The sequence below is a fragment of the Immundisolibacter sp. genome, assembly GCF_041601295.1.
GTDB lineage: Bacteria > Pseudomonadota > Gammaproteobacteria > Immundisolibacterales > Immundisolibacteraceae > Immundisolibacter.
Map to the genome: position 1 here is coordinate 1 of NZ_JBFIII010000039.1, position 24937 is coordinate 24937.

Sequence of the window (24937 nt, forward strand, 5' to 3'; positions counted from 1 at the left end):
CGTCCAGACGCGCCGATTCTTCCTCGAACACCTCGATGAACAGCCGGCCGATGATCTTGCGTTTGGCCTCCGGGTCGGCCTCGCCGGCCAGCGCGTCCAGGAACCGCCGCTGCGCGTTGACGCGGATGACGCGCACGCCAAGCCGTTCGGCGAAGGTGGCCATCAGCTGGTCGCCTTCGTCCAGGCGCAGCAGACCGTTGTCGACGAACACGCAGGTCAGCCGGTCGCCGATGCAGCGGTGCAGCAGCGCCGCCAGGACGGACGAGTCCACACCCCCGGACAGCCCCAGCAGCACCCGTCCGTCGCCCACCTGGGTGCTGACGCGAGCCAGTAGCTGGTCCAGGATCTGGCCCGGTGTCCACAGCGCACGCGCTGCGCAGATGTCGAGTACGAAGCGGCGCAGGATTTCGCGCCCCTGCAGCGTGTGTGTCACTTCCGGGTGGAATTGCAGGCCGTAGAGGCGGCGCTCGACGTCGGCCATGGCCGCCAGGGGGGCGCCGGCACTCTCGCCGATGGCGATGAAGCCGGGCGGCAGTGCCTCGACCCGGTCGCCGTGGCTCATCCACACTTCCAGTTGGGCGTGGCCGCCGGCCTCACGGTCGCGAAGCGGGCCGAACAGCGGACTCTCGGCGCGCACCGTGACTTCGGCATAGCCGAATTCGCGGTGCTGCCCGCCAACCACGCGCCCGCCCAGCTGCGCCGCCATGGCCTGCATGCCGTAGCAGATGCCGAGCACCGGCACGCCCAGGTCGAACACCGCTGCCGGCACGCGCGGAGTGGTGGCTTCGACCACCGACTGCGGCCCGCCGGACAGCACGATGCCGCGCGGCGCGAAGGCGCGCACGAACGCGTCGCTGACGGTCCACGGGTGGATTTCGCAGTAGACCTGATCCTCGCGCACGCGCCGGGCGATCAGCTGCGTGTACTGCGAGCCGAAATCGAGGATCAGGATGCGGTCGGCGTGGATGTCGGTCATGGGCGCGCGGCGAGATGAAAAACGGCAGAGTGGGGCAGCAGCGCCGATCTTGAGGCGCGCCGACGATTGGGGGAAGGGACGGCGCCCGGTGATCTCAGTACGAGGGGTAGTTGGGCGCTTCCTTGGTCACCGTCACGTCGTGCACGTGGCTTTCCGCCACGCCAGAGCCGGTGATGCGCGCAAAACGCGTCAGGCTGCGGAATTCCTCCAGGTTGCGGCAGCCGGTGTAACCCATGCTGGCGCGTACGCCGCCACACAGCTGATGCATGATCGGCACGGCGCTGCCCTTGTACGGCACGCGACCCTCGATGCCCTCGGGCACCAGTTTTTCGGCGTCGCTGCTGTCCTGGAAATAACGGTCGCTGGAGCCGTACTGGCCACCCATGGCGCCGAGCGAACCCATGCCCCGGTAGGATTTGTACGAGCGGCCCTGATACAGCTCAACCTCGCCCGGTGCTTCCTCGGTGCCGGCAAAGATATTCCCCAGCATCACGGTGTGGGCGCCGGCCGCCAGTGCCTTGGCCAGGTCGCCGGAATAACGCACGCCGCCGTCGGCAATCAGTGGCACGTCGGTGCCTTGCAGACCCTGGGCGGCGTTGTAGATGGCGGTGATTTGCGGCACGCCGACGCCGGCCACCATGCGCGTGGTGCAGATCGACCCCGGTCCGATACCCACCTTGACGCCGTCGGCGCCGGCCTCGACCAGGGCGCGGGCGCCTTCGCCAGTGGCGACATTGCCGCCAACCACCTGTGTGTCCGGATACTCGGCCTTGACCCAGGTGACCATGTCGAGCACCCCGCGGGTATGACCGTGCGCGGTATCCACCACCAGCACGTCGACGCCGGCCTCGATCAGCGCCGCGGCCCGCTCGCGCCCGCCAGGGCCGACGCCAACGGCCGCGCCGATCAGCAGGTGGCCCAGGTCATCGCGGGCGGCGGTGGGGTACTGGGTCTGTTTTTCGATGTCCTTGACGGTGATGAGGCCGCGCAGGCGAAAGGCGTCGTCCACCACCAGCACTTTTTCGATGCGGTGGGTGTGCAGCAGGGCGATCACGTCCTCGCGCGGCGCGCCTTCGCGCACCGTCACCAGGCGCTCGCGCGGCGTCATGATGGTCGACACCGGCGCCCCGAAGTTGGTCTCGAAACGCAGGTCACGGGCGGTGACGATGCCCATCAGGTCCTCGCCATCCACCACCGGAACGCCGGAAATGTGGTGCGCCCGGGTCAGCGCCATGACCTCGCCAATACTCATGTCCGGCCGCGCGGCAATGGGATTCTTGATGACGCCGCTCTCGAATTTTTTGACGCGCAGGACTTCCGCGGCCTGGCGCTCGATCGGCATGTTCTTGTGAATGATGCCCATGCCACCCTGCAGGGCCAGGCAGATGCCCAGCCCGGACTCGGTAACCGTATCCATGGCGGCGGACAGCAGCGGAATGCGCAGCGTGATGCCACGCGTGACGCGGGTGCCGAGGTCCACTTCGCGTGGCAACACGTCGGAGTAGGCCGGAATCAGCAGGACGTCGTCGAAGGTCAGGGCGTCGTAGGCGATGCGCATATAAGGCGACCGGCGGCGGCTGCGTGAATGGCCGCTCATTATAGTCCGCGACAGCCGGCGACCGAGCGGCTTGCCCCTGGAGGCGCAGGCCGGGTGTCTATAATGCTCGGCCCTGTTGCGGTGAGCGCCCATGCCAGCTGCCGAATCTCCTGCCCACAGTGCCGCGGTGCCGACGCGTGATGTCTACAGCGTGTCGCGCCTGGCACTGGAAGTGCGCAGCTTGCTGGATACCGGCTTTGCCCTGCTGTGGCTGGAGGGTGAAATCGGCAATCTGACCGCCGCCGCTTCCGGACATCTTTATTTCACGCTGAAAGACAGCCGTGCCCAGGTGCGCTGCGTGATGTTTCGCTCGCGGGCGCAGTTGCTGCGCGAGCGGCCACGCAGCGGCGACCAGGTGCTGCTCAGGGTAAGGGTGTCGTTCTACGAGGACCGCGGCGAGTTCCAGCTGCTGGTGGAGCACCTTGAGCCGGCGGGCGACGGTGCGCTGCGCCGGGCGCTGGAGGAACTCAAGGCCCGGCTCGACGCCGAGGGCCTGTTTGACGTGGCCCGCAAGCGGCCGCTGCCGGCGCTGCCGGGGAAACTGGTGCTGGTAACCTCGCCGCGCGGCGCTGCGGTGCATGATGTACTGACCACATTGGCGCGTCGCTGGCCGGCTCTGGAGGTGCTGTTGCTGCCGGTGCCGGTGCAGGGCGAGGGCGCGATCAGTGCCATTGCCAACGCCATCGATCTTGCTTCCGAAAACGCCCTGGGTGATGCGCTGCTGCTGGTACGCGGCGGCGGCTCGCTGGAGGATCTGGCTGCCTTCAACGACGAACAGGTGGTGCGGGCGCTGGCCCGTTGCACCCTGCCAACAGTGGTTGGGGTGGGTCACGAGGTCGACTTCAGTCTGGCGGATCTGGTGGCCGATCAGCGCGCGCCGACCCCCACCGCGGCCGCGGAACTGGTGGCGCCGGACCGCGGTGAGTGGCTGACCGCGCTGGCGCAGCACCAGCGGCGTTTGCTGCGCGCCTTGCAGCATCAGCTGGAGCGGCAACAGCAGCGCGTGGATTATCTGGCGCGGCGGCTGGTACATCCGGGCGAACGCCTGAGCCGGCTCTCAGACGATCTGGCCCGTCTGCGGCGGCGGCTGAGTCTGGCAACGCTTGCCTGCCTGGAACGGCGGCGCACGCATCAGGAGCGCGTGTTAATGCGCCTGCGCGCCGCTTCGCCGACGCGACGAATCATGGACGGCGCCAGTCGCCTGGATGCCGCGGGTCGTCGGCTCGCGCGGGCGCAGCAGCAACGTCTGCGCGCCAGTCGCGAGGCGCTGGCCGGGACCGGTGCCCGCTTGCACGTCCTGAGTCCACTGGCCACCCTGGGGCGGGGCTACGCCATCGTCTCCCGGCCGCCGGATATCGCAGTGGTACAGTCCGCGGCCCAGCTGGCGGTGGGTGACCGGGTGCGTTTGCGCCTCGGCACGGGCGCCGCGGATGCGCGCATCGAAACAATCGATCCAACCGGACACGGGGACTGAGATGGCGGGGACGCAGGTTCAGGTTGGGTGGAGCCGGCCGGTGCGCGCAGCTCGGCGAGGGATCAGTCTGCTGGCCGGGTTGTGCTTGCTGGCGGCGCCGATGCTGGCAATGGCTTTGCCCCGCCATGCCCCGGTGCCCGGCGGTGTGGCCGTGCTGGCCCTTCCGGCCGGTTTCGACGCGGCAGGTCAGGCCAGTTTCGCCGGCAAGCCAGTGCTGACGGTGCCATCCGGCGACGGCTGGTTGGCCTTGGTCGGCATACCGCTCGGTCAGACGCCGGGACCGTCGGCGCTGCGCCTGCGTTTTGCCGACGGTCGCACGCAGAACATTGGTTTTACTGTGCTGGCGCACGACTATCCGGTGCAGCGGATCACTATCACCGACCAGAACCAGGTGACTCCCTCGGCGACCAGCATGAAACGCATCCAGCGCGAGCAGGTGCAGATTCTGGCGGCGTTTCGGCATCGCTCCGCTGTTTTGCTGCCAGAGGCACCGCTGCTCGGTTTTGCGATGCCGGCGCAGGGACCGCTGAGCAGTAATTTCGGCCTGCGCCGGGTCATCAATGGCCAGCCACGCAGTCCGCATTCTGGCATCGACATAGCCGCCCCGGCCGGGGCTCCGGTGGTTGCCCCGGCGCCTGGGCGGGTGCTGCGCGTGGGCGATTATTTTTTTACCGGCAACACGGTATTCGTCGATCACGGCCAGGGCCTGGTCACGCTGTATTGCCATTTGAGCGAGACCGTCGTACGCGAAGGGCAAACACTGGCCGCCGGCGATGCTATCGGCAAGGTGGGCAGCACCGGTCGCGCCACCGGGCCGCACCTGCACTGGGCGTTGAGCCTGAACGACGCGCGCATTGATCCGCGGCTGTTTCTGGCAACGGAAGCACAGGTGGCGCGCTGACCCAGGGGCGGGCAGCAACACACGAGGGCAGGGCATGAGTGGCACCGCGCCGGGTATTGGCGACATCACCGACAAGCGGCTGCTGATCATCGGCGCCAGTCGGGGCATTGGCCTGGCCATCGCGACGCGCGCAGCGCAGCAGGGCGCGGTGGTTCATCTGACGGCGCGCAGTGCCCAGGCGGCGGCGGATACTGCGGCAGCCATCGCGACACAGCACGGCGCGCGGGCGACCGGCCATGGCCTGGATTTGGCCGCAAGCGACGCCACCGCGCGTCTGGATGCGCTGCTGGAGGTGGCCGGTGAACTCGACGCCCTGATCTACAACGCCGGCCTGAGTCACGTTTATGCGCGGCCGGAGAACATCAGCGATGCCGACTTCGACCAGATCATGGCGGTGAACCTGCGCGGGCCGTTTCTGGCCGCGCGTGCCTTCGGCGCTCGGTGTCTGAGGCAGCGCCGCCCGGGAGCGATTGTGTTCATCGCTTCTGTCGCCGGCTTTGTGGGTTCCCCGCGCCTGTCGGTCTATGCCGCCAGCAAAGCCGGCATGCTGGGCCTGACCCGCAGTCTGGCGGTGGACTGGGCGGCAGACGGAATTCGGGTCAACGCGGTGGCGCCCGGCTGGGTGGCCACCGACATGACGCAGGGCCTGCAGGACAACCCGCAGTTGCACGAGCGCCTGACCACGCGCGTGCCGATGGGTCGCTTCGCCCAGCCAGAGGAAATAGCCGACGTGGCACTGTTCCTGGCCTCCGACAGCGCGCGCTATGTGACCGGCTCGGTATACAGTGTGGATGGCGGTTTGCTAGCTGGCTGACCGCGGCGCAGGGATGTGCTGGTACGCGAACGCCTTGTGGGCGCTCGGTTGAAGAGTTGCAAAGCTTGGTTTTTTCGGGGTTCGGGGATCCGAGAAGTTCGCAGGGACGTGTTCGGACCTGGATTAGCATTACCACGGCGGCATTGGCCGTCTTCAGCCAGGGGAGAGTGTTATGGCTTATGTACGCGCTTGTTCAGAGAATGACGTGCCGGCCGGCGGCATGGCCCGTTTCAAGGTCAATGGCGAAGCGGTTGTTGTGTACAACCTTACCGACGGCTTTCGCGCAACTGCTGCGAGCTGCTCACATGTGTTCGGGCCGCTGGCGCGCGGCAAGATTCTTGACGGTCAACGCGTCCAGTGTCCCTTGCACCGGGCCGAGTTCGACATCAAGACCGGCGAGGCCGTGAAGTGGGCCTGCTTCCCGCCGGGCGTGCAGTTGCTGAATCTGTTCCGGCCCAAGAAGCCCATCAAGACGTACGCCACCAAGGTGGAAAACGGCGATGTACTGGTGGACGTGTGACCGTCACGCCGTGACGACTGACGGCGTCCCCGGTTGGGACGCCGCCTAGCCGCGCGCCAGCACCGAATCGGCCACGTAGGGGTTGTTGCGTCGCTCGGCGCCGAAGGTCGACATTGGGCCGTGGCCGGGGATGAAGCGCACGTCATTGCCCAGCGGCCACAGCTGCGCGGGGATGGCGCGCAGCAGGTCGGCATGGTTGCCGCGCGGCAGGTCGGTGCGGCCGATGGAGCCGGCGAACAGCACATCGCCGACCATCGCCAGGCGGCTGTCGGCATCGAAGAAAATCACATGCCCCGGTGTGTGACCCGGGCAGTGACGTACGGCCAGTTCAATCTGCCCGAAGCGCACGGTGTCGCCGTCCGCCAGCCAGCGGTCGGGGGTGAAGGCCGGCAGTGGCGGGAAGCCGAACATCTGCGCCTGCATCGGCAGGCCCTCGATCCAGAACGCGTCGTCCGGGTGCGGCCCTTCCACCGGTACGCCGTAGCGGTCGCGCAGTTCAACCGTGCCCCCGACGTGGTCAAGGTGGCCGTGGGTGAGAAAAATCTTTTCCAACCGCGCGCCATGGCGGTCGACGGCAGCGACGATGTCGTCCACATCGCCGCCCGGATCGACCAGCGCCGCGGTGTTGCTCGCCGGGCACACCAGCAGGGTGCAGTTCTGTTGCAGTGGCGTGACCGGGATGATCTCGAACCGCAGTGTCTCGGGACTGGGATTGGTCATGCCGCGTGTCAGTCTTCCAGTTTGCGCTCAATGATCAGGTGGTCCTGCACCACCTGCCCCCCGATCAGGTGTTCCTGGATGATGCGTTCCAGTACCGGCGGGGTGCAGGAGTGGTACCAGGTGCCATCCGGGTAGACCACCGCCACTGGCCCACCCTCGCAGATGCGCAGGCAGCCGGCTTTGGTGCGGTAAACGCCGCCGTCGCCGGTAAGCTTGAGCTCGTTCAGGCGTTTTTTCAGGAAATTCCACGATTCGATGCCGGCCGCCTTGTCACAGCACTTCGGTTCGCTTGGGTCGGCGCACAGAAAGATGTGGCGGCGGATGCGGTCGACGCCCAGAGACTCGGCGGTTTCGCGAATCGTGCTCATGGTGATCCTTTGGCTGGCGATAGGCTGTTCGCGCCGCACGGTGCGAACAGCGGTGCGGGCGGCATGATGGCGGTCGGCCGGCTCGGACGTCAACGCGGCGTGGGTATGCTCGCCGGCTTGCTGTGGTTGGCCGGCTGTGGACAGGCTCAGTATCCGGCCACGCCGGTACTGCGCATGGGCCTGGCTCAGCCGGTGCTGGACCTGGACCCCCGGCGCGGCGGTGATGCGGCGTCCGCCCGCGTGGCGCGGCTGCTGTATTCGCGTCTGATCGACCTCGATGCGACTTACCAGCCGCGGCCGGCCGCGGCCGACTGGCAGCAGCTCGATACCCTGCATTACCGGTTGACGCTGCGCCAGCCCGTGCCGCGCTTCGGTGACGGTTCGCGGCTGGTGGCCGCCGATGTGGTGGCGACCTATCGGGCCGTGCTCGATCCTGCGGCTGCTTCGCCGCTGCGCGCCGAATTGGGACCGCTCGCAAGCGTGCATGCCACCGCCGATGGCCAGATCGATTTCACGCTGAGTCAACCGGACGCGCTGTTTCCCGGGCGCCTGACGCTGGGCATCCTGCCGGCGCGCTGCGCCGGTTCAGTGTCCGCCACGCCACCTTGTCACTACGACGGCAGTGGGCCGTTTGCGCTCGAAACGCTGACCGCCGACCGGGTAAGACTGCGCAGGCGAAGCGACGACCTGGGGCTGGAGTTCCAGGTGGTGCCGGACCCGACCGTGCGGGTACTCAAACTGCTGCGTGGCGAGTTGGACCTGCTGCAGAATGATCTGCCGCCGGAGCTGCTGCGCGAGCTCGGTCGCCGCCCGGGGGTGCAGGTGGTGCGCGCGGCGGGCAGCAGCTACCACTATCTGGGATTCAACCTGGCCGATCCTGTGACCGGCGACCTGCGCGTGCGTCAGGCGGTCGCGCATGCCATCGACCGCGAGGCACTTGTGCGTTACCTGCTGGCCGGTGCTGCGGTGCCGGCTGGCAGCGTGCTGCCGCCGGGTCATTACGCCGCTGCCAGGCTGCTGCCCTATGAATACGACCCGGCGCTGGCGCGCCGGCTGTTGGCCGAGGCCGGGCTGAACTCGCCACGGCTGGTTTACAAGACCTCGACCGACCCGGTGCGCATACGCATCGCCACTGCATTGCAGGCGCAGCTCGCCGCAGCCGGTATCCGGGTACAGGTACAAAGCCACGAATGGGGCAGTTTTTTCGGCGACGTGCGGGCCGGTCGCTTCCAGTTGTACTCGCTGGCCTGGGTGGGCATCCGCCAGCCAGATGCGTTGCGACACATCTTCCACAGCGGGTCGCTGCCACCGGGCGGCGCCAATCGCGGCCGTTTTGCAAACCCTGCGGTGGACGCGCTGCTTGATGCCGCCGCCAGGACGAGCGGCGAGCGCCAGGCCGCCCTGTACCGGCAGGCGCAGATAACGGTCCACGAGGCGCTGCCCTACGTGCCGCTGTGGTATGAGGATAATGTGTACGTGGCCCGCGCCGGTGTGCGTGGTTATATGCTGCGCCCGGACGGCGCCTACGATGCCCTGGAGTTCACCGAGCCACCGCATGCCCGAGATTCGGATTGACCTGGCCCGCCAATGGCTCGAATTGCGAGAGCACGGCGTGTTGCTGCTGGCAGCGCCAGTATCTACCGCGGCGGCCGGGGCAGGTGAGGTCAACGGCAGTCTGCAGACGCCCCGTGGACGACATGTGGTGCGCGCGCGGATCGGCGCCGGTGCGCCCAGCGGCGCGGTATTCGTCGGCCGCCGGCCGACCGGCGAGATATACAGTCCGGAACTTGCCGCCCTTCATCCGGGGCGGGACTGGATCCTGACGCGCATCCTGTGGCTGTCCGGCTGCGAGCCAGGCCGCAATCGCCTGGGGCAGGTCGATACCATGCGTCGCTATATCTACATCCACGGCACGCCGCACGACACGGCGCTGGGCGTGCCCGGTTCCAAAGGCTGTGTGCGCATGGGCAATGCCGATCTGCTGCGGCTGTTCGATTGCACGCCGGTGGGCACACCGGTGGAGCTGCTGGCGGAATGAACCGTCTGCTGCGTCAGTTCGCCGGCACCTTGGGCACGGCGCTGGCGGTCGTGGTGACTGTATTCCTGCTGGTGCGGCTGGTGCCGGGCGACCCGGTGGAGGTGATGCTGGGCGAGCGCGCGAGCGCTGCGGACCGTGCCGCACTGATAGCAGCACTGGGCCTGGACCGGCCGTTGCCGGTGCAGTTAGGCGATTACCTGGCCGGTCTTGCGCGGCTATCGCTGGGCGATTCCCTGCATTATCACCAGCCGGTCAGTACGCTGATTGCCGCCCGCCTGCCGGCGACGCTGCAGCTCGCCGGCGCGGCGCTGGCCTTGGCCCTGGTGCTGGCCCTGCCCCTGGGGGTGGCAATGGCGGTGCGCGCCGGTCGTGTTGCCGGGCGGCTGGCAGGAGCCCTGACGTTGGCTGGCATGGCGCTGCCGGGGTTCTGGTTCGGGCCGCTGCTGATTCTGTTGTTTGCGGTGCAGCTCGGCTGGTTGCCGGTGGCGGGCCGGTCGGGGCTGGCGTCTTTGCTGCTGCCGGCGCTGACACTCGCGCTGGGACTGGCCAGCGTGCTGGCGCGCCAGCTTGCCGCCAATCTTAGCGAGACCCTGACCGCCGATCACTGGCGCACGGCCCGTGCCAAGGGTCTGCCGCCGGCCCAGGTGCTGTGGCGCCATGGCGTGCGCAACGCGCTGTTGCCGGTAGCAACGGTGTTCGGTTTGCAGGTCGGCGCACTGCTCGGTGGCGCGGTGATTACCGAAACGGTGTTCGCCTGGCCGGGGCTGGGCGCGCTCACGGTAGAGGCGATTTCCACGCGCGACTATCCGCTGCTGCAGGGCTGCGTATTGCTTATTGCCACCGTGTACGTGCTGGTCAATGGCCTGACCGAACTTGCCTACGGCTGGATAGACCCGCGGGTACGTCTGCCGTGAACTCCAGGTTCTCGGGAGCCGGCCGGGCGCCGCCGGGCGCACTACTGGTGCTTGGCGCCTGGCTGACGCTGTCGCTGCTGTCGCCAGCGTTGGGGCTGGCGCCCGATACGCTGCACCTGGATCGCATCCTCCATACACCAGCCCTGACAGCGGGGGGGTGGCTGGGCTATGACGAACTGGGTCGCTCCCTGCTCGACCGGTTGCTGATCGGCGCGCGCGTATCGCTGGCGGTGGTCCTGCAAGTGGTGGCGGGCCAGGCGCTGCTGGGCATTACGGCCGGGTTGATCGGCGGGTATCTGGGCGGCTGGCCCGACCGCTGCCTGCGACAGCTGACCGACGTGGTGCTGGCGTTTCCGGGACTACTGTTGGCGCTACTGCTCGCGAGCTTGCTCGGTCCGGGAATCGAGAACGTGGTGCTGGCGCTGGTGGCGGTCGGCTGGGTTGGCTTTGCGCGGCTGACGCGCGCACAGGTGCTTTCGCTCAAGCGCAGCGACCACGTGGCGGCGGCCCGGGCGCTGGGCTGTGGCCACGCCCGCATCGTCTGGCGCCACCTTTTGCCGTTGCTCGCCGCGCCGTTGCTGGTGGAGGCGATTTTGGCCAGTGCCGGAGCCATTACCGCCGAGGCGGGGCTGTCGTTCCTGGGTCTGGGCGTACAGCCGCCGCAGGCATCCTGGGGCGGCCTGATCCGCGAGGGCAGCCGATATTTGCTGGTAGCGCCGCACTACCTGCTGCTGCCAGGCGCCGCTTTGATGGCGGTGGTCTACGCCATCAGCGCCCTTGGCGAGCAGCTTCGCCAGCACCTGGATCCGCGACACGCGGGTTTGTCTATGCCCCGGGTAACCCCTTGACCTACACCTGGGCCGACGCCGTGGGCAATCTTGGCGTGCTGCTGGTGCTGTTGAGCTACCTGGCGTTGCAGCTGGAGCGCATTGATGGACAGGGTTTTGCCTACTCCGCCTGCAACGCCCTGGGCGCCTTACTGCTGTTGGTATCGCTGATCGTCAACTTCAATCTGTCGTCGGTGGTCATCGAGGTGTTCTGGTTGGCCATCAGCCTGTTCGGTGTGTGGCGGGCTGGGCAGCGCCGCCGCAAGCGGCGCCAGCAGGTGGACTCTTAATCCCCAGGCGCGTCCAGCAGGCGTTTGAGCTCGTTCGGTGCGACGTAGCCGCCCAGCAGACGACCGTCGTCCAGGAGGATGGCCGGCGTACCTGACACGCCAAGCTTCTGACCGGCCTGGTATTGTTCGAGAACCGGGTTTTCACAGACTTTTTCAGGCACTGCCTTACCGGCTTTGGCCTCGGTTATGGCGGCCTTTCGATCGGCAGCGCACCATACGTTCTGGGCTTTTCTGAACGACTCGGAATCCTCGCCGGCACGTGGAAATGCCACGTAGCGCACGGCGATGCCAGCGGCCTGGTACTGATCGATATGGCGGTGCAGTTCGCGACACCATCCGCAGTCCGTGTCGGTGAACACCGTGACGCGGTGCGCCGGCTTGGCCGGTGAGAACACGATCGCATCCTTATCTTTCAGTTGCTTCAGAAAGGCGAGACGTTGCGGTACCAAGGTGTTCCGCTCGACCGCCTGAGCCGCCGCCTCGGTCAGGTTGCGTCTGCTCGCCACTTCGATGAGTGGTCCGCCCAGCATGTAGCGGCCATCGGCGCTGAAGTAGTACACGGTCGAGCCAAAAATGACTTCGTACAGGCCGGCGACAGCGGCTGGCTGGACGGCCGTGGGCGGCGCCTCGGGCGACACCTTGGCGATCACGTCCAGCAGTACCTGTGGCGTGTCGGCATGGCTCGCGGGACAGATCAGCAGCGCCAGTGTGGCTAGCGCAACGTGGGTCAGGCGTTTCATGGGGTATCCGTGATGATGGCTTGGTGCCGATTGTATGCGCTCAACCACGCGGGTGATGTTGGGCGTGCAGCGCCTTGAGCCGCTCGCGCGCGACGTGGGTGTAAATCTGTGTGGTCGACAGGTCGGCGTGACCGAGCAGCATCTGCACCGCCCGCAGGTCAGCGCCGTGGTTCAGCAAATGAGTGGCGAAAGCGTGACGCAGCGTGTGGGGAGAGGGCATGGTCTCGAAGCCAACCTGGCGTGCGTAGCGGCGCAGCAGATGCCAGAAGGCCTGGCGGGTCAGCGCGCCGCCACGACGGGTGACGAACAGCGCATCGCTGACCTGGCCCTTTAACAAGGCTCCACGGGCACCGCTCAGATACTCGTCAAGGCGCGTGAGCGAGCTCTCGCCCATCGGCACCATGCGTTCGCGGGCGCCTTTGCCCAGCACGACCAGTACGCCGCGGTTGAGGTCGACCTGCGCCACGCGCAGGCCAACCAGCTCGCTCACGCGCAGCCCGGTGGCGTAAATCAGTTCCAGCATGGCGGCGTCGCGCTGTGCCTCGGGCGTGTCGCCGACGGGCGCCAGTAACAGCCGCTCGACCTCGGCTTCGGTCAGGGTCTTGGGCAGTGGGCGGCCCAGGCGAGGTGACTGGATGCGCCCGGTCGGGTCTTCCGCGGCAAGACCTTCTCGCACCAGGTAGTGGTAAAAGCCGCGAAGGGCGGACAACCGGCGACTGAGCGAGCGTGGAGCCAGCCGGGCCTGGGCCGGGGCACTGATAAAACCGAGGACTTCGCTGCGGGTGGCCGCGGTCAGCGCTATCCCGCGCGCGGCAAGATGCACGGCAAAAGGGCGCAGGTCGCCGCGGTAGGCCGACAGTGTGAGCCGGCTTGCGCCGCGCTCCAGCCACAGGCCTTCAAGAAAGCGTTCAATCAGGGCGTCGTCGCCGGGAATGGGGTCAGCTGGCGAAGCAACGCTGTTCATGCGCCAACAGATACTGTTTAAGGCGTGGCCAGGCGCCGGCGGCAGCGCCCATGAAACCGCCATCGCCGTTGGCGGCGATGATCCGGTGGCAGGGCACCAGCAGTACCCAGGGATTTGCGCGGCAGGCACCGCCGACGGCGCGGGCGCCGGTTGCCAGGTCGGCGGCAAGCTCGCCGTAGCGGCGGGTTTGGCCAGGCGCAATGGCCCGTAGCGCCGTCCATACCCTATGCTGAAACGCCGTGCCCTGCGGGGCGAGGGGGAGATCGGAAAAATCCGCGCCGGCGCCGTAAAAGTAGCCGTCGATACGCCGCACGGCTTCGCCTAGCAGCGAATCACGGGTTTTGCAGGGCGGGGTATCAGCGCTCAGAAACGCGACTTTGCCGATGCCGTCGTGATGACGGCTCAGGCCAATCATGCCAAGCGGACTTGGCATGATGACGTCAAACTCGGCCGCGGACTGCGCCCGGCGCATCGCCAGGCCGGTTTTAGCCGCCGCTGGTTGGGCGCGCGACGATCCGCTCGCGGATACGCGCGGCCTTGCCCTTGAGCTCGCGCAGGTAGTACAGCTTGGCGCTGCGCACGCGGCCCCGGCGTTTGACTTCGATGTCCTGTATCTGCGGGCTGTGGGTCTGGAACACGCGCTCCACGCCCTCGCCATGCGACATCTTGCGCACCGTAAAGGAAGAATGCAGCCCGCGGTTACGGCGGGCTATGACGACACCCTCGTAGGCCTGAAGCCGTTCGCGGTTGCCTTCCACTACCTTTACCTGCACGACCACGGTATCGCCGGGCCGAAACTCCGGCACCACGCGGGTCATCTGCTCGGCGTTGAGCTGGTCAATGATGTTCATGCTCTTTACTCCTGGTTGTCCAAGGCCGGGCACCGTCCGTCGGCGTCCGCCTGGGTCCTGTACTCATCGAGCAACCGCTGCTGCTCGTCCGTCAAATTCAGCCTGTCCAGCAGGTCTGGCCGTCGCCGCCAGGTACGCGCCAGGGCCTGCTGCAGGCGCCACTTGCGTACCCGCTCATGGTCACCGCCGATCAATACCGGCGGCACCGCCTGCCCGCCCAGCGTCTGGGGCCGGGTGTAGTGCGGGTGATCCAGCAGGCCATGCACGAACGAATCCTGCACTGCCGACTCGGCATCACCAAGCGCCCCCGGCAACAGGCGCACGATGGCATCGATCATAACCATGGCCGGCAGCTCGCCGCCGCTGAGCACATAATCGCCGCAGGACCATTCCTCGTCTACCGCGAGCTCAAGCGCCCGCTCGTCCACTCCCTCGTAGCGGCCACATAACACCAGCAGGCGTGGCCGTTTGGCCAATACCTGCGCCGCGGCATGGTCAAAACGTCGGCCCTGCGGAGTGACATAGGCCACGCGCACCGGCTGGTCCGAGGCGGCGCGTGCCGCGGCAATCGCCGCCAGCATCGGTTCGGCCTTCAGGACCATTCCCGGGCCACCCCCGTAGGGGGCATCGTCCACCGTGCGGTGCCGGTCGCTCGCAAAGTCGCGCAACTGCCACAGTTGCAGGCTGGCAATGCCACTGCTGATAGCCCGCCCGACAACGCCATGTTGCGCCACCGCGCCGACCAACTCCGGAAACAGGGTCACGACGTCGATGCGCATCGGTGTTCAATACTCCGCGTCCCAGTCGACCTCGATATAACCGGAATCAATGTCCACTTTCTTAACCACTTGCGGCAGCGCGAACGGGATCAGTCGCTCGCGTTCGCCCTGCACCACCAGCACGTCGTGTACGCCGGTCTGTATCAACTGTTGCACCCGCCCCAGCGCAATTCCGTCCACCGTGATCACCGCAAGGCCCAGCAGATCGTGCCAGTAGTAAGAGCCTGGCGGCGTCGGGGCCAGTGCCGCGCGTTCCACCGACAAGTCGTAACCGGTGAGCGCGGCGGCGGCGTCTCGGTCATCGACGCCAGCAAAACGCAGCATTGCACGCTCACCCTGCATGCGACCTTCGACGATGCTGAAACTGCGCGTCTTGCCGCCCCGCGTGCCGACCAGGCTGGTATACCCCAGCAGACCCTGCGGTGGGTCGGTGTAGGACCATACCTGCGACCAACCTCGCAGGCCATGCGGGGCGCCGATGCGCCCGATGACTACCGGCTGCTGTGGCGCGCCGCTGGGCGCGCCCGTTTCAGACGGCAGCGGCGGCCTTGCGGCACTGCTTGAGTAGCGCCGCCACTCGGTCGCTGGTCTTGGCGCCGACGCCGAGCCAGTAGTCCACCCGTTCCAGATCGAGTTTGGTCGGTACTTCGTTGGCGGTGGCGATCGGATTGAAGAACCCAATCTGTTCGATGAAGCGGCCATCACGCGGGTTGCGACTGTCAGTCACGACCACGCGGTAGAACGGCCGTTTCTTGGCCCCGCCACGGGCAAGGCGAATGGTAACCATGGGTGGGTTCCTGCTGCTGCATTGAGCGCCTCGCCGACAGGGCCGGTCGCGGCAAACGGGGAATTTTATTGCCGCGACGGCTTAAACTCAACCACGACCGGGAAACTGTCCGCGCATGGAGCCCATGCCGCGCATCATTTTTTTCATTCCTCCGGGGCGGGTGAGTTTTTTCATCACCTTCTGGCTTTGTTCGAATTGCTTCAACAGGCGGTTGACGTCCTGTATCTGGACGCCGGAGCCGGCGGCGATGCGCCGCTTGCGCGAGCCGTTGATCAGATTCGGAAAGCGCCGCTCCCTGGCGGTCATGGAGCAGATGATGGCCTCGGTGCGCACCAACTGCTTACCGTCTGCCATCTGTTCGCGCGCCTGGGCGCTGACGCCGCCCATGCCGGGCAGCTTGTCGAGCAGGCTGCCCACGCCACCCATGCTCTGCACCATTTTCAGCTGATCGCGAAAATCGTTGAAGTCAAAGCCCTTGCCGCGGCGCAGCTTGTCTTCGAGCTGCGCGGCCTGCTGTTGGTCGACGTTGCGCTGGACCTGCTCGACCAGGGTCAGTACATCGCCCATGCCCAGGATGCTGGAGGCAATACGTTCCGGGTGAAAAGGCTCGAGCGCGTCGACCTTCTCGCCGATACCCAGGAACTTGATTGGCGCGCCGGTAATCTCGCGGATGGACAGGGCGGCCCCGCCGCGCGCGTCGCCGTCGGCCTTGGTCAGGATGACGCCGGTCAGTGGCAACGCGTCGTGAAATGCCTTGGCGGTATTGGCGGCGTCCTGGCCGGTCATGGCGTCGACCACGAACAGCGTCTCAAGCGGCCGTATGGCCGCATGTATGGCTGTGATCTCCGCCATCATGTCGGCGTCGATGTGCAGCCGCCCGGCGGTGTCGACGATCACCACGTCGATGGCCCGGCGCCGCGCCTCGGCCAGCGCGCGGGTGGCGATGTCGACCGGTTTTTGGCTGGCGTCGCTCGGGAAGAACTGGGCACCGACCTGCCCGGCAAGGATGCGCAGCTGTTCGATGGCGGCTGGCCGGTAGACGTCGGCGCTGACCAGCATGACGGACTTCTTGCTCTGTTCCAGGATCCGGCGCGTCAGTTTGGCGCTGGTGGTGGTTTTGCCCGAGCCCTGCAAGCCGGCCATAAGGATGACCACCGGCGCTGGCCCACCGAGGTTGAGCGCCGCGTTCTCGCTGCCCATGAGGCGGACCAGGCGCTCGTGGACCAGCTTGACCAATAGCTGGCCTGGGTTGAGGCTCTTGGCCACGTCCCGGCCGATGGCCTCCTCGCGTACCTGCTCGACGAAGCTGCGTACTACCGGCAGCGCCACGTCCGCTTCGAGTAGGGCCATGCGTACTTCGCGCAGGGCGTCCGCGATGTTGTCGTCGTTCAGGTAGGCCTGGCCGCGCAGGCGGCGCACGGCGGTTTCCAGACGGGCGGAAAGGCTGTCGAACATGGGCGTCGGATGTCAGGAAGGAACGGCGTTTAACATGCGCGCCGTACTACGCAAGCAACCGACATTCTAAATGCAGCCGTCCGATGATGCTGCCGTGGCGCCTACGGCCTCCGGCAAGCACAGCAGTTTCAGTTTCGTCGACAGGACGCCGGTGCTGGCTGCGCTGGGCGGTCCCGGTCAGGTGCTCGACCTGGGCTGTGGGGTGGGGAACTGGAGTCTGGCGCTGGCCAGTGGCGGCACGCCGGTGCTGGCGATCGACCGCTGGCGAGCCGGCCTGGGTTGGCTGGGCCAGCATGGGCAAGGACTCCCACTATTGGCGCTGGAGGCTGATCTGGGCGCTCCGTTACCGGTTGCGGATGGCGCCGTGGGCGGCGTCCTGCTGTCGCTGGTTCTGCACCATCTGCGGGCGAGCGGTGTCGCGGCGCGACTTGTGATCGAGGTTGCCCGCGTGTTGCGGCCGGGCGGACTGATGGCGGTGGTTGAGTTTCTGCCGGTGCCGCCACCGCCTGGGCCGCCGCTGGCGGCGCGCCTCAGCACGCAGCAGGTGCTTGCACTCTCGGCGAACGCCGGCCTGATCGAGTCCGCGACCCAGCCGATCGCCGATCACGTCGCCCTGTATGTTTCGCGAAAGCCGTCATGAAAGCAGCTGTGCTGCGTCTGGCGGATGTCGACGCTGCGGACCTGCGCGCTGTGCTGGGTGAGTATGGCCTGGCGCTTGAACCGCTGCCGGCGGGCGTGGTGATACCCGGTAGCTACTGGCGGGACGAGGAAGCCGGTTTGATCGGTGGCGTGTTGTACCTGCGGCCGGATACGCCGCTGCATTCGGCGCTGCACGAGGCCAGCCACTGGCTGTGCCTGGACGCGGTTCGGCGGACCGGCCTGCATACCGATGCCGGCAGCGATGACATTGAAGAATGCGCGGTCTGTTACTTGCAGGTTCTGCTGGCGGATCGTGTGCCTGGCCTTGGCCGGCAGCGCATGTGGCAGGACATGGACGCCTGGGGCTACAGCTTTCGACTCGGGTCGGCGCGGGCCTGGTTCGAGCAGGATGCCGAGGATGCCCGTGCCTGGCTGGCGTCGCGCGGGTTGTTGGCGTTCGTCGAACCTGGTCGCTGAACTACAAATAGACACCCTGGGTGCTGCCACCGTCCACCGTGATGATGCTGCCGCAGATATAGGACGCGCGCGCTGATGCCGCAAAGCAGATGGCGTCGGCCACGTCTTCGGGGCGGGCCATGCGGCCGAGCGGCAGCGCGGCATCGATCTCGGCCTGGAGCTGTTCGGGCGTTTTGCCTTCTGCGGGTGCGCGTGAGTTGATCAAGCGCGTCCAGCGGTCGGTCGTCACGCCGGACGGCGCCACGCCCAGCACGCGGATGCCCTGCGGGGCACACAGGTCGGCAAAGCTCTTGGTGAAGTTATACAGTGCGGCGTTACTGATGCCGACCGACATATAGGATGGTTTGGGGTTGCGCGCGGCAGTGCCCAGCACGTTGACGATGACGCCGCTTTTCTGCGCCCGCATGATGGGGTAAGCGGCCCGGCAGGCGCGGATGTGGCATTGCAGTTTCTGGTTCCAGCCGGCCAGCCAGTCCTGGTCAGTTATATCGCTGAACTCACCGGCCGGCAGTTTGCCGGCGGCGTTGTTGACCAGCACGTCGATGCGCCCGTAACGTTCGCGTGCGATGCCCATCAGCCGCGCGACGTCGCTGTCGACGGTAACGTCGCACACGGCGGTTGCCGCTTGCGGCGCACCGGCGGCACTGGCTGCCGCGGCGGCGGCCATGAGACTATCTTCGTCACGCGCTGCCAACAACAAGTGGGCGCCCTCGCTGGCGAAGCCGAGGGCGGTTGCGAGGCCTATACCTTTGCTAGCACCTGTGATCACGACCACTTTCTCGGCCAGTTCGAGATTCATGTCGCGGGTCCTCCAGCGCGTGTTGGTGAGCGGTCCGGCACTATACACGACCGTTTTGAGGCAACTTTTGCGCCCGCACTGCCGAGGTTTGTGCAACGCCGACGGCGCGCGGTGAGCCATGGACTATCTGCCCATATTTCTGGACGTGCGTGCTCGCCCTTGCCTGGTAGTGGGGGGCGGGTCGGTGGCGGCGCGCAAGCTGGCCTTGCTGCGCCGCGCCGGGGCCAGCGCAGTTGTGGTGGCACCAACGCTGGTTGACGAGCTGCAGGCACTGGCCGGTGAGGTTGAGCTACGCCAGCGGCCGTTTATGGACTCGGACCTCGACGGGATGACCCTGGTGATCGCCGCCACGGACGATGCGGCGGTCAATGCCCAGGTGGCGGCGCTGGCCAAGGTGCGCGGATTGCCGGTGAACGTGGTGGACACGCCGACACTGTGCAGTTTCATTATGCCGGCGGTGGTGGATCGTTCGCCGGTGATTGCCGCGGTCAGCTCCAGTGGTCGCGCACCGGTACTCACCCGCTTGTTGCGCGCGCGGCTGGAGACGTTGATCCCGACGGCTTATGGCCGCCTTGCCGAGTTGGTGGGCGGGGTGCGCGGGCGGGTGCGCGAGCGCATCAGCGATCCGATTGCCCGCCGCCGCTTCTGGGAAGATACCCTACAGGGACCGGTGGCCGAGCTGGCGTTGTCCGGTCAGCAGGAGCGCGCGCAGCAACTGCTCCAGCGCTTGCTGGAGCGCGTGGGCCCCAGCGCTGGTGTGGGCGAAGTCTATCTGGTCGGCGCCGGGCCGGGTGATCCCGACCTGCTGACGTTTCGCGCGCTGCGACTGCTGCAGCAGGCGGATGTGGTGATTTACGATCGCCTGGTGGCGCCGGAAATTCTGGACCTGGTGCGGCGCGAGGCGCAGCGCATCGATGCCGGCAAGCGGGCCAGTCAGCACACCCTGCCTCAGGAAGATATCAACGCCCTGCTGGTACGCCTGGCGCGCGAGGGCAAGCGGGTGTTGCGTCTGAAGGGCGGCGATCCGTTCATGTTCGGGCGTGGTGGCGAGGAGATAGCCACCCTGGCCGCGCAGGGGATTCCATTCCAGGTCGTGCCCGGGGTGACCGCCGCCAGCGGTTGCGCCGCGTACGCCGGCATTCCACTGACGCACCGTGACCACGCGCAGTTGTGCGTGTTTGTCACCGGCCATTTGAAGGACGGTAGCGTGGACCTGCCCTGGCCGCAGTTGGTGGCACTCGGCGGCACGCTGGTGGTGTATATGGGCCTGGGTGCCCTGACGGCGATCTGCGATGCGCTTATTGCTCATGGCAGGGACGCCACGACACCGGCAGCGGCGATTGCCCAGGGCACGACCTTGCGTCAGCGTGTGGTCATCGCCACTCTTGCCGATCTGGCGCACCGTGCGCAGGACCTGGATGGGCCGGCGCTGATCATAGTCGGCGGCGTCGTCGGACTACACGAAGCGCTGGCCTGGTTTGCTCCCCAGGCGCCGGACGCGTCCGCGTGATCGGATCTAACCCTCTGCTGCGCTCGCGGCTGTTCTGGGTTGGGCTGCTGTACTTCGCCCAGGGCCTGCCGTTTGGCATTTTTCTTGACATGCTGCCGGTGTACTTTCGCCAGCACGGGGTGGATCTGCGCCAGATCGGGGTGCTCGGGCTGCTGAGCCTGGCCTGGACCTTCAAGGTGCTATGGGCGCCTGCCGTCGATGCCTGGCGCGGTCACCGCCGCTGGATGCAGGCGGCCAATCTGCTGATGGCCTTGAGCGTTGCTGCATTGGCCGGGCTGGATCCGACGCAGCCGGCGTTGTGGCTGATTGTCGGTGTATTCGCCCTGTTGTCGGCGACCAACGACATCGCCATTGATGCCTACACCGTGGAGCGCATACCGCGCGCCGAGTTGGGCCTGGCCAACGGCGTGCGTATCGCGCTGTACCGGGTGGGCATGCTGGCGGCGGGCGCCTTGTTGATGCTCAGCGACCGGGTCGGCTGGGCAGGCACCTGGCTCGCGACCTCGGCGGTGCTCGTGGCCGTGTCTGTCATGTGTCGGGCAGCCCCCGCCGAGGCGCCGCGCGTGGGCCCGGCGCCACGCCTGCGGGATGCCTGGGCGCTGATGCGGGAACCCCGGGTTGCCTATGCCGCGCTGGCGTTGCTACTGGCCCTGTTGTGGTTGGCCGGGCGTCAGATGCAGTGGTGGGGCGCGCGCGGTGATCTGGCCTTGCTGTTGCCGGCGGGCGGTCTGCTGCTGCTGGCCGCGATACAGGCAGCGCCTCGGGTGGCGTCTGACGCAGTGGCTCCGTTCGCGTCGATGTTGGCGCGCCCTCATATGCTGGCGATTCTGGCATTTGCGCTCACTTTCAAGCTCGGTGACGCGGCCATGGGTTTCATGGTCAAACCGTTTTGGGTCGATGCCGGTTTCAGCGCAAGTGAAATTGGTCTCATTTCGGTCAACGCCGGGCTGGTATTGTCCGTGGCAGGAGGTGTGCTCGGTGGCTTGCTGACCCACCGCCTGGGTGTTTTTACAGCTTTATGGTCGCTTGGCCTATTGCAAGCAGTATCCAATCTGGGCTACGTGTATGTGGCCCATCTGGCGCAGACTGGGGTCGTGTCGCCGCCGGTTTTGTACGGAGCTAGCATGCTGGAATCGTTCACGGGGGGGCTGGGCACGGCGGCGTTTCTGGCTTTCCTGATGGCGATGGTGGATGCGCGTCAGGCGGCCAGCGAGTATGCGTTGCTGTCGTCGCTGTTCGCGCTCAGTCGCGCGCTTGCCGGTTTTGCCAGCGGGTTTGGGGTCGAAGCCATGGGATATCGAGGTTATTTCTTGCTCACGTTCTTCCTGTGCTTCCCGGCCTTTGCGCTGCTACCGGCGATACGCCGGGCACTGACGGTGCCGCCTGCCGTGGCCGGGTCCGCTGGAGCCTCCTGAGATGATTACCGCGTTCATATTCGTTGAAGCCGAACGTGGTCAGGTGACCGGGCTGGCGCAGGCGCTGGCCGACCTGCCTGGGATATCCGAGGTGTATTCGGTCAGTGGCCGGCTGGATCTGGTGGCGATCGCCCGGGTCGTGGAGGCGGACGATCTGGCGCACCTGGTGACCGAGAAACTGGCGGTCCTCCCGGGCATCGTTCGTACCGAGACCTTGCTCGCGTTTCGTGCTTATTCCCGTCACGACCTCGACAGCCTGTTTGAGGTTGGGCTCACCGGGTCGCAGTGATGAACAGTTCATGACGCCAACGGCCAAGATACTGACCCACAAGGCGCTGGCGGACAGTCTGGTGGTGGATTCGGCCGGTCCCCCGGAAGGTGATGCAAGTCGAGCCGGTTACTTGCGACGTGAGGTGGTGGACCTGTTTCGCCGCGGCATGTCGCCGGCCCTGCTCAGTTTGCTGTGCGCCTGTGGTTTGGCGGGGTTACTTTCGCCGAGGCTATCCGCGACTGCCGCGGCTGCCTGGGTGCTCGCACATCTGTTGATTGCCGGTGGTCGCCTGTTGTTGGTGGTGCGTTTCAAGCGGCAGCGCGTCGGCGATGAGTTGCTGGTGCGCTGGCGTGGGTATTACACCAACGCGGCGCTGGTGACCGGTCTGGTCTGGGGTATCGGCAGCGTGCTTTTGGTTGCGCGCGCACCGCAGGTACAACAAGTTCTCGCCTGGGTGGTGCTCGGTGCCGCGATCCTGGTGGAGTTTCCCGCGCTCGCACGCCTGGAAAGAGCATTTCTGTGGCTCTTGTCAGCCGCCCTGGTCGCGCCGCTCGCACTCGCGCTGCTCGGTCCCGCGCCCCTGCCGGCCGCAGCGGGCGCTTTGTTGCTTTTGGCCTGTGCGAGCGGATTGGCGGGGCTGGACCTGCGGCGTACCTATATAGATGGCCTGCAGATGCAGATGGAATTTGCCCGTTTGGCCCGGTTTGACCAGCTCACCGGGCTGGCCAACCGGCGTTACTTCGACGAAACCCTGGGTGGGGAATGGCAGCGCGCACTGCGTCTTAATGGCGAGGTAGCCTTGCTGATCTTCGACGTGGACGAGTTCAAGCGCTACAACGACCATTTTGGTCATCCCGAGGGGGATGCCTGCCTGCGGCGCCTGGCCGCAGCGGTACGCCAGGTCGTGCACCGTCCTGGCGATCTGGTGGCACGCATCGGCGGCGAGGAATTCGCGGTGCTGCTGCCGTTGACGAATATGAGCGGAGCGACAGCAGTCGCCGAAATGGTGCGCCTGACGGTCGAGCGCATGAAGATGGCGCACGCGCCCGAAGCGATTCACCCCGTAGTGACGATCAGTGTGGGGGTGGCGAGCTTGCGTCCGGACGCTGGTTGCCTGTCGGACGATCTGATAAAAGCGGCCGACGCGGCGCTCTATGAAGCCAAACACGCTGGAAGGAATCGTGTCATGTCAGGACCGACAGACGAGGAAGCATCGCCGGCCGCCCGTCGGCTGCGGGAAGCACTGGGATGATGGCATGGGCTGGCTGGGTGCTGCCGCCTTTGGTCGGCGCGGTGATCGGTGGCGTGACTAACGATGTCGCCATCCGGATGCTGTTTCGACCCTATACGCCGTGGCGGATCGCCGGCGTGCAGCTACCTCTGACCCCCGGGCTTATTCCGCGTGAGCGTCACCATATCGCGCTCGCTATCGCCGATACGTTTACCGCTCATGTGCTTGATGGTGATCAGGTTGTCGATCTTTTTCTGACTGAGCAACTGCGCGCCGCGCTGAAGGAAAAGGTGGTTGCGATGGTTGACCAGTTAGGGGGTGTGCTGGGCGCCAATCCGGCGATGCTGACGATGGCAAAAGGCATGGCTGGCGATGTGTTGCTGCGCGAAATCGATACCCTGGCGCGTGCCGCCGGGCCGGATGGTGACCATATTCGCGAGCGGATTCGCATGCGCATCGACACGCTTGACCTGGCCGAACTGGAGGCCCTGGTGCTGGGCTTCTCGCGCAAGCAGTTTCGCGCCATTACGTGGTTTGGCGTGTTTCTGGGCGGTCTGATCGGCGCGGTGCAGGTACTGTTGATGCAGGTGCTGCCGGCCGTCTGAAGCACGATCAACTGATCGGGGCGCTGCGGCGTAGCGTTACCATTGCACCGGTCTGCTGCTCCGACACCCGAGGAAATACGCGATGGAAGTCCTGAACAGCCGTTTGCCGACAGGCGGTTTCGAGACGTTTTACCACCACTGTGGCGCCGCCGACGCCAACCCGGTGATCCTGCTTCACGGCTCCGGGCCAGGCGCGAACGCTATATCCAACTGGGTGTATGCGCTACCGTTTCTGGGTGAGCGCTACCGGGCGATTGCGCCGGATATTGCCGGTTTTGGTGAAAGTCAGCACCATCAGCCGCCCATCGGAGCGGCGGCCTGGATACAGGAGTGGACGGCGCAGATCATTGCCCTCATGGATGGGCTTGGCATCGCCAAGGCGCATCTGGTGGGCAATTCCATGGGCGGAGGGGTGAGCTTGCAGCTGCTGCGGCGCCACCCGCAACGCTTCGAGCGGGTCGTGCTGATGGGTGCGGTGGGCGCGCCGTTTACCGCGACGCCGGGTTTGCAGCGCGGTTGGGGTTATTACCGTATCGGTACCGAGGAGGAACTTGCCTACCTGGTGAGCAAGTTCCTGCATAACCCCGGGGTACTGGGTGCCGATGTCGACGCCATTGCCAAGCAGCGCTTTGGTCTGGTGATGCAAGAGCGCATTCGCAGCCAGTTTGAGCGCATGTTCTCAGGTGACGCCCAGGTGCACGTCGACGCCTTTGTGGTCCCGGAGCATGAGCTGCGGGCCATGCCTCACCCGACCTTGCTGACGCACGGGCGGGAGGATTTCTTCATTCCGACCAGCACCAGTCAGTACGTGGCCGAGCGCATGCCCAATGCCCAGCTGCATATGTTTCACCATTGCGGGCACTGGATTCAGATCGAACAGCGGCAGGCTTTCAACCAATTGGTGCTCGATTTCCTGGATGGTCGCTTCGGTTAGGCGCGCGGCCGCTGCCGGGCATACAAAAAAAGCCGGCGCCA

General features: G+C 66.4%; 30 protein-coding genes. 17 read left to right on the forward strand and 13 right to left on the reverse strand.

All coding sequences use genetic code 11. The annotated features are described in order from the left end of the window. Positions 1-976 (reverse strand): glutamine-hydrolyzing GMP synthase (gene guaA, locus ABZF37_RS06875; RefSeq protein ID WP_372718189.1); only part of this gene is annotated, 976 nt, incomplete at its 3' end. A gap of 94 nt (positions 977-1070) precedes the next feature. After that, positions 1071-2534 (reverse strand): IMP dehydrogenase, encoded by a 1464-nt coding sequence (gene guaB, locus ABZF37_RS06880; protein ID WP_372718192.1) that lies wholly within the window; start codon positions 2532-2534, stop codon positions 1071-1073. Positions 2535-2664: 130 nt separating this feature from the next. Between guaB and xseA the strand changes: the two genes are divergently transcribed. The 4 genes from xseA to ABZF37_RS06900 all read left to right on the forward strand — a co-directional run bounded on the left by xseA (position 2665) and on the right by ABZF37_RS06900 (position 6282). Further along, positions 2665-4047, forward strand: a complete 1383-nt coding sequence (gene xseA, locus ABZF37_RS06885; RefSeq protein WP_372718194.1) for an exodeoxyribonuclease VII large subunit — start codon at positions 2665-2667, stop codon at positions 4045-4047. Between the two features lie 100 nt (positions 4048-4147). Next, entirely contained in the window at positions 4148-4948 is an 801-nt protein-coding gene (locus ABZF37_RS06890; RefSeq protein WP_372718248.1) for a peptidoglycan DD-metalloendopeptidase family protein, read from the forward strand. A gap of 34 nt (positions 4949-4982) precedes the next feature. Beyond that, the gene (locus ABZF37_RS06895; protein WP_372718196.1) at positions 4983-5762 is read left to right on the forward strand and encodes an SDR family NAD(P)-dependent oxidoreductase; all 780 of its coding nucleotides are present in this window, start codon (positions 4983-4985) and stop codon (positions 5760-5762) included. Positions 5763-5934: 172 nt separating this feature from the next. Continuing rightward, positions 5935-6282 (forward strand): Rieske (2Fe-2S) protein, encoded by a 348-nt coding sequence (locus ABZF37_RS06900; RefSeq protein ID WP_372718198.1) that lies wholly within the window; start codon positions 5935-5937, stop codon positions 6280-6282. A gap of 45 nt (positions 6283-6327) precedes the next feature. Here ABZF37_RS06900 and ABZF37_RS06905 read toward each other — a convergent pair whose 3' ends face one another. Both ABZF37_RS06905 and ABZF37_RS06910 read right to left on the reverse strand, forming a co-directional pair. Continuing rightward, a complete protein-coding gene (locus tag ABZF37_RS06905) occupies positions 6328-7002 on the reverse strand; it encodes an MBL fold metallo-hydrolase (protein ID WP_372718200.1) in 675 nt (224 codons plus the stop codon). 8 nt (positions 7003-7010) lie between these two features. Further along, positions 7011-7370 (reverse strand): ferredoxin, encoded by a 360-nt coding sequence (locus tag ABZF37_RS06910; protein WP_372718202.1) that lies wholly within the window; start codon positions 7368-7370, stop codon positions 7011-7013. Positions 7371-7379: 9 nt separating this feature from the next. Between ABZF37_RS06910 and ABZF37_RS06915 the strand changes: the two genes are divergently transcribed. Genes ABZF37_RS06915 through ABZF37_RS06935 form a run of 5 tightly spaced genes read left to right on the forward strand, consistent with a single transcriptional unit; the run spans position 7380 to position 11439 of the window. Further along, positions 7380-8945 carry an ABC transporter substrate-binding protein gene (locus ABZF37_RS06915; protein WP_372718204.1) on the forward strand — a complete coding sequence of 522 codons (1566 nt, stop codon included), beginning with the start codon at positions 7380-7382 and terminating at the stop codon, positions 8943-8945. Next, complete coding sequence (locus ABZF37_RS06920) at positions 8926-9408, forward strand: L,D-transpeptidase family protein (protein WP_372718206.1); 483 nt, start codon at positions 8926-8928, stop codon at positions 9406-9408. The genes ABZF37_RS06915 and ABZF37_RS06920 overlap by 20 nt, the downstream gene beginning before the upstream one ends. Continuing rightward, positions 9405-10322: an ABC transporter permease gene (locus ABZF37_RS06925; protein ID WP_372718208.1), complete on the forward strand. Its 918-nt coding sequence runs from the start codon at positions 9405-9407 to the stop codon at positions 10320-10322. Before ABZF37_RS06920 ends, ABZF37_RS06925 begins: the two co-directional genes overlap by 4 nt. Further along, positions 10319-11170, forward strand: coding sequence for an ABC transporter permease (locus ABZF37_RS06930; protein WP_372718210.1), 852 nt, complete (start codon positions 10319-10321; stop codon positions 11168-11170). The genes ABZF37_RS06925 and ABZF37_RS06930 overlap by 4 nt, the downstream gene beginning before the upstream one ends. Then, positions 11167-11439 (forward strand): hypothetical protein, encoded by a 273-nt coding sequence (locus ABZF37_RS06935; protein ID WP_372718212.1) that lies wholly within the window; start codon positions 11167-11169, stop codon positions 11437-11439. Before ABZF37_RS06930 ends, ABZF37_RS06935 begins: the two co-directional genes overlap by 4 nt. On the opposite strand, the gene ABZF37_RS06940 is transcribed toward ABZF37_RS06935, so the two are convergent. From ABZF37_RS06940 to ffh, 8 genes are all read right to left on the reverse strand, one after another. Further along, positions 11436-12179, reverse strand: a complete 744-nt coding sequence (locus ABZF37_RS06940; protein WP_372718214.1) for a DsbC family protein — start codon at positions 12177-12179, stop codon at positions 11436-11438. The genes ABZF37_RS06935 and ABZF37_RS06940 overlap by 4 nt on opposite strands. 40 nt (positions 12180-12219) lie before the next feature. Further along, positions 12220-13143: a site-specific tyrosine recombinase XerD gene (gene xerD, locus ABZF37_RS06945; RefSeq protein ID WP_372718216.1), complete on the reverse strand. Its 924-nt coding sequence runs from the start codon at positions 13141-13143 to the stop codon at positions 12220-12222. Continuing rightward, positions 13118-13576, reverse strand: coding sequence for a methylated-DNA--[protein]-cysteine S-methyltransferase (locus tag ABZF37_RS06950; RefSeq protein ID WP_372718218.1), 459 nt, complete (start codon positions 13574-13576; stop codon positions 13118-13120). Before ABZF37_RS06950 ends, xerD begins: the two co-directional genes overlap by 26 nt. A 52-nt stretch (positions 13577-13628) precedes the next feature. Continuing rightward, a complete protein-coding gene (gene rplS / locus ABZF37_RS06955; protein WP_372718220.1) occupies positions 13629-13994 on the reverse strand; it encodes a 50S ribosomal protein L19 in 366 nt (121 codons plus the stop codon). Between the two features lie 5 nt (positions 13995-13999). Beyond that, positions 14000-14773, reverse strand: a complete 774-nt coding sequence (trmD, locus tag ABZF37_RS06960; protein ID WP_372718222.1) for a tRNA (guanosine(37)-N1)-methyltransferase TrmD — start codon at positions 14771-14773, stop codon at positions 14000-14002. Positions 14774-14779: 6 nt separating this feature from the next. Next, positions 14780-15403 (reverse strand): ribosome maturation factor RimM, encoded by a 624-nt coding sequence (rimM, locus tag ABZF37_RS06965; RefSeq protein ID WP_372718250.1) that lies wholly within the window; start codon positions 15401-15403, stop codon positions 14780-14782. Continuing rightward, positions 15303-15560 carry a 30S ribosomal protein S16 gene (rpsP, locus tag ABZF37_RS06970; protein ID WP_372718224.1) on the reverse strand — a complete coding sequence of 86 codons (258 nt, stop codon included), beginning with the start codon at positions 15558-15560 and terminating at the stop codon, positions 15303-15305. Before rpsP ends, rimM begins: the two co-directional genes overlap by 101 nt. An 87-nt stretch (positions 15561-15647) precedes the next feature. Beyond that, the gene (gene ffh, locus ABZF37_RS06975) at positions 15648-17015 is read right to left on the reverse strand and encodes a signal recognition particle protein (RefSeq protein WP_372718226.1); all 1368 of its coding nucleotides are present in this window, start codon (positions 17013-17015) and stop codon (positions 15648-15650) included. 70 nt (positions 17016-17085) lie between these two features. Here ffh and ABZF37_RS06980 point away from each other — a divergent pair, with 70 nt between their 5' ends. Together ABZF37_RS06980 and ABZF37_RS06985 are read left to right on the forward strand one after the other, a co-directional pair. Further along, entirely contained in the window at positions 17086-17655 is a 570-nt protein-coding gene (locus ABZF37_RS06980) for a class I SAM-dependent methyltransferase (RefSeq protein ID WP_372718228.1), read from the forward strand. Continuing rightward, positions 17652-18131 carry a hypothetical protein gene (locus tag ABZF37_RS06985; protein WP_372718230.1) on the forward strand — a complete coding sequence of 160 codons (480 nt, stop codon included), beginning with the start codon at positions 17652-17654 and terminating at the stop codon, positions 18129-18131. The genes ABZF37_RS06980 and ABZF37_RS06985 overlap by 4 nt, the downstream gene beginning before the upstream one ends. Position 18132: 1 nt before the next feature. Here ABZF37_RS06985 and ABZF37_RS06990 read toward each other — a convergent pair whose 3' ends face one another. After that, positions 18133-18930: an SDR family oxidoreductase gene (locus ABZF37_RS06990; RefSeq protein ID WP_372718232.1), complete on the reverse strand. Its 798-nt coding sequence runs from the start codon at positions 18928-18930 to the stop codon at positions 18133-18135. Positions 18931-19048: 118 nt separating this feature from the next. On the opposite strand from ABZF37_RS06990, the gene cysG reads away from it, so the two are divergent. The 6 genes from cysG to ABZF37_RS07020 all read left to right on the forward strand — a co-directional run bounded on the left by cysG (position 19049) and on the right by ABZF37_RS07020 (position 24896). After that, entirely contained in the window at positions 19049-20440 is a 1392-nt protein-coding gene (gene cysG, locus ABZF37_RS06995; RefSeq protein ID WP_372718234.1) for a siroheme synthase CysG, read from the forward strand. Continuing rightward, a complete protein-coding gene (locus ABZF37_RS07000) occupies positions 20437-21855 on the forward strand; it encodes an MFS transporter (RefSeq protein WP_372718237.1) in 1419 nt (472 codons plus the stop codon). Before cysG ends, ABZF37_RS07000 begins: the two co-directional genes overlap by 4 nt. 1 nt (position 21856) lies before the next feature. Further along, positions 21857-22144: an Lrp/AsnC family transcriptional regulator gene (locus ABZF37_RS07005; RefSeq protein ID WP_372718239.1), complete on the forward strand. Its 288-nt coding sequence runs from the start codon at positions 21857-21859 to the stop codon at positions 22142-22144. A gap of 10 nt (positions 22145-22154) precedes the next feature. Then, complete coding sequence (locus ABZF37_RS07010) at positions 22155-23378, forward strand: diguanylate cyclase domain-containing protein (RefSeq protein WP_372718241.1); 1224 nt, start codon at positions 22155-22157, stop codon at positions 23376-23378. Beyond that, complete coding sequence (locus tag ABZF37_RS07015) at positions 23375-23962, forward strand: DUF445 domain-containing protein (protein ID WP_372718244.1); 588 nt, start codon at positions 23375-23377, stop codon at positions 23960-23962. The genes ABZF37_RS07010 and ABZF37_RS07015 overlap by 4 nt, the downstream gene beginning before the upstream one ends. Before the next feature lie 82 nt (positions 23963-24044). Continuing rightward, positions 24045-24896, forward strand: a complete 852-nt coding sequence (locus ABZF37_RS07020) for an alpha/beta fold hydrolase (RefSeq protein WP_372718246.1) — start codon at positions 24045-24047, stop codon at positions 24894-24896. Positions 24897-24937: the final 41 nt, after the last annotated feature.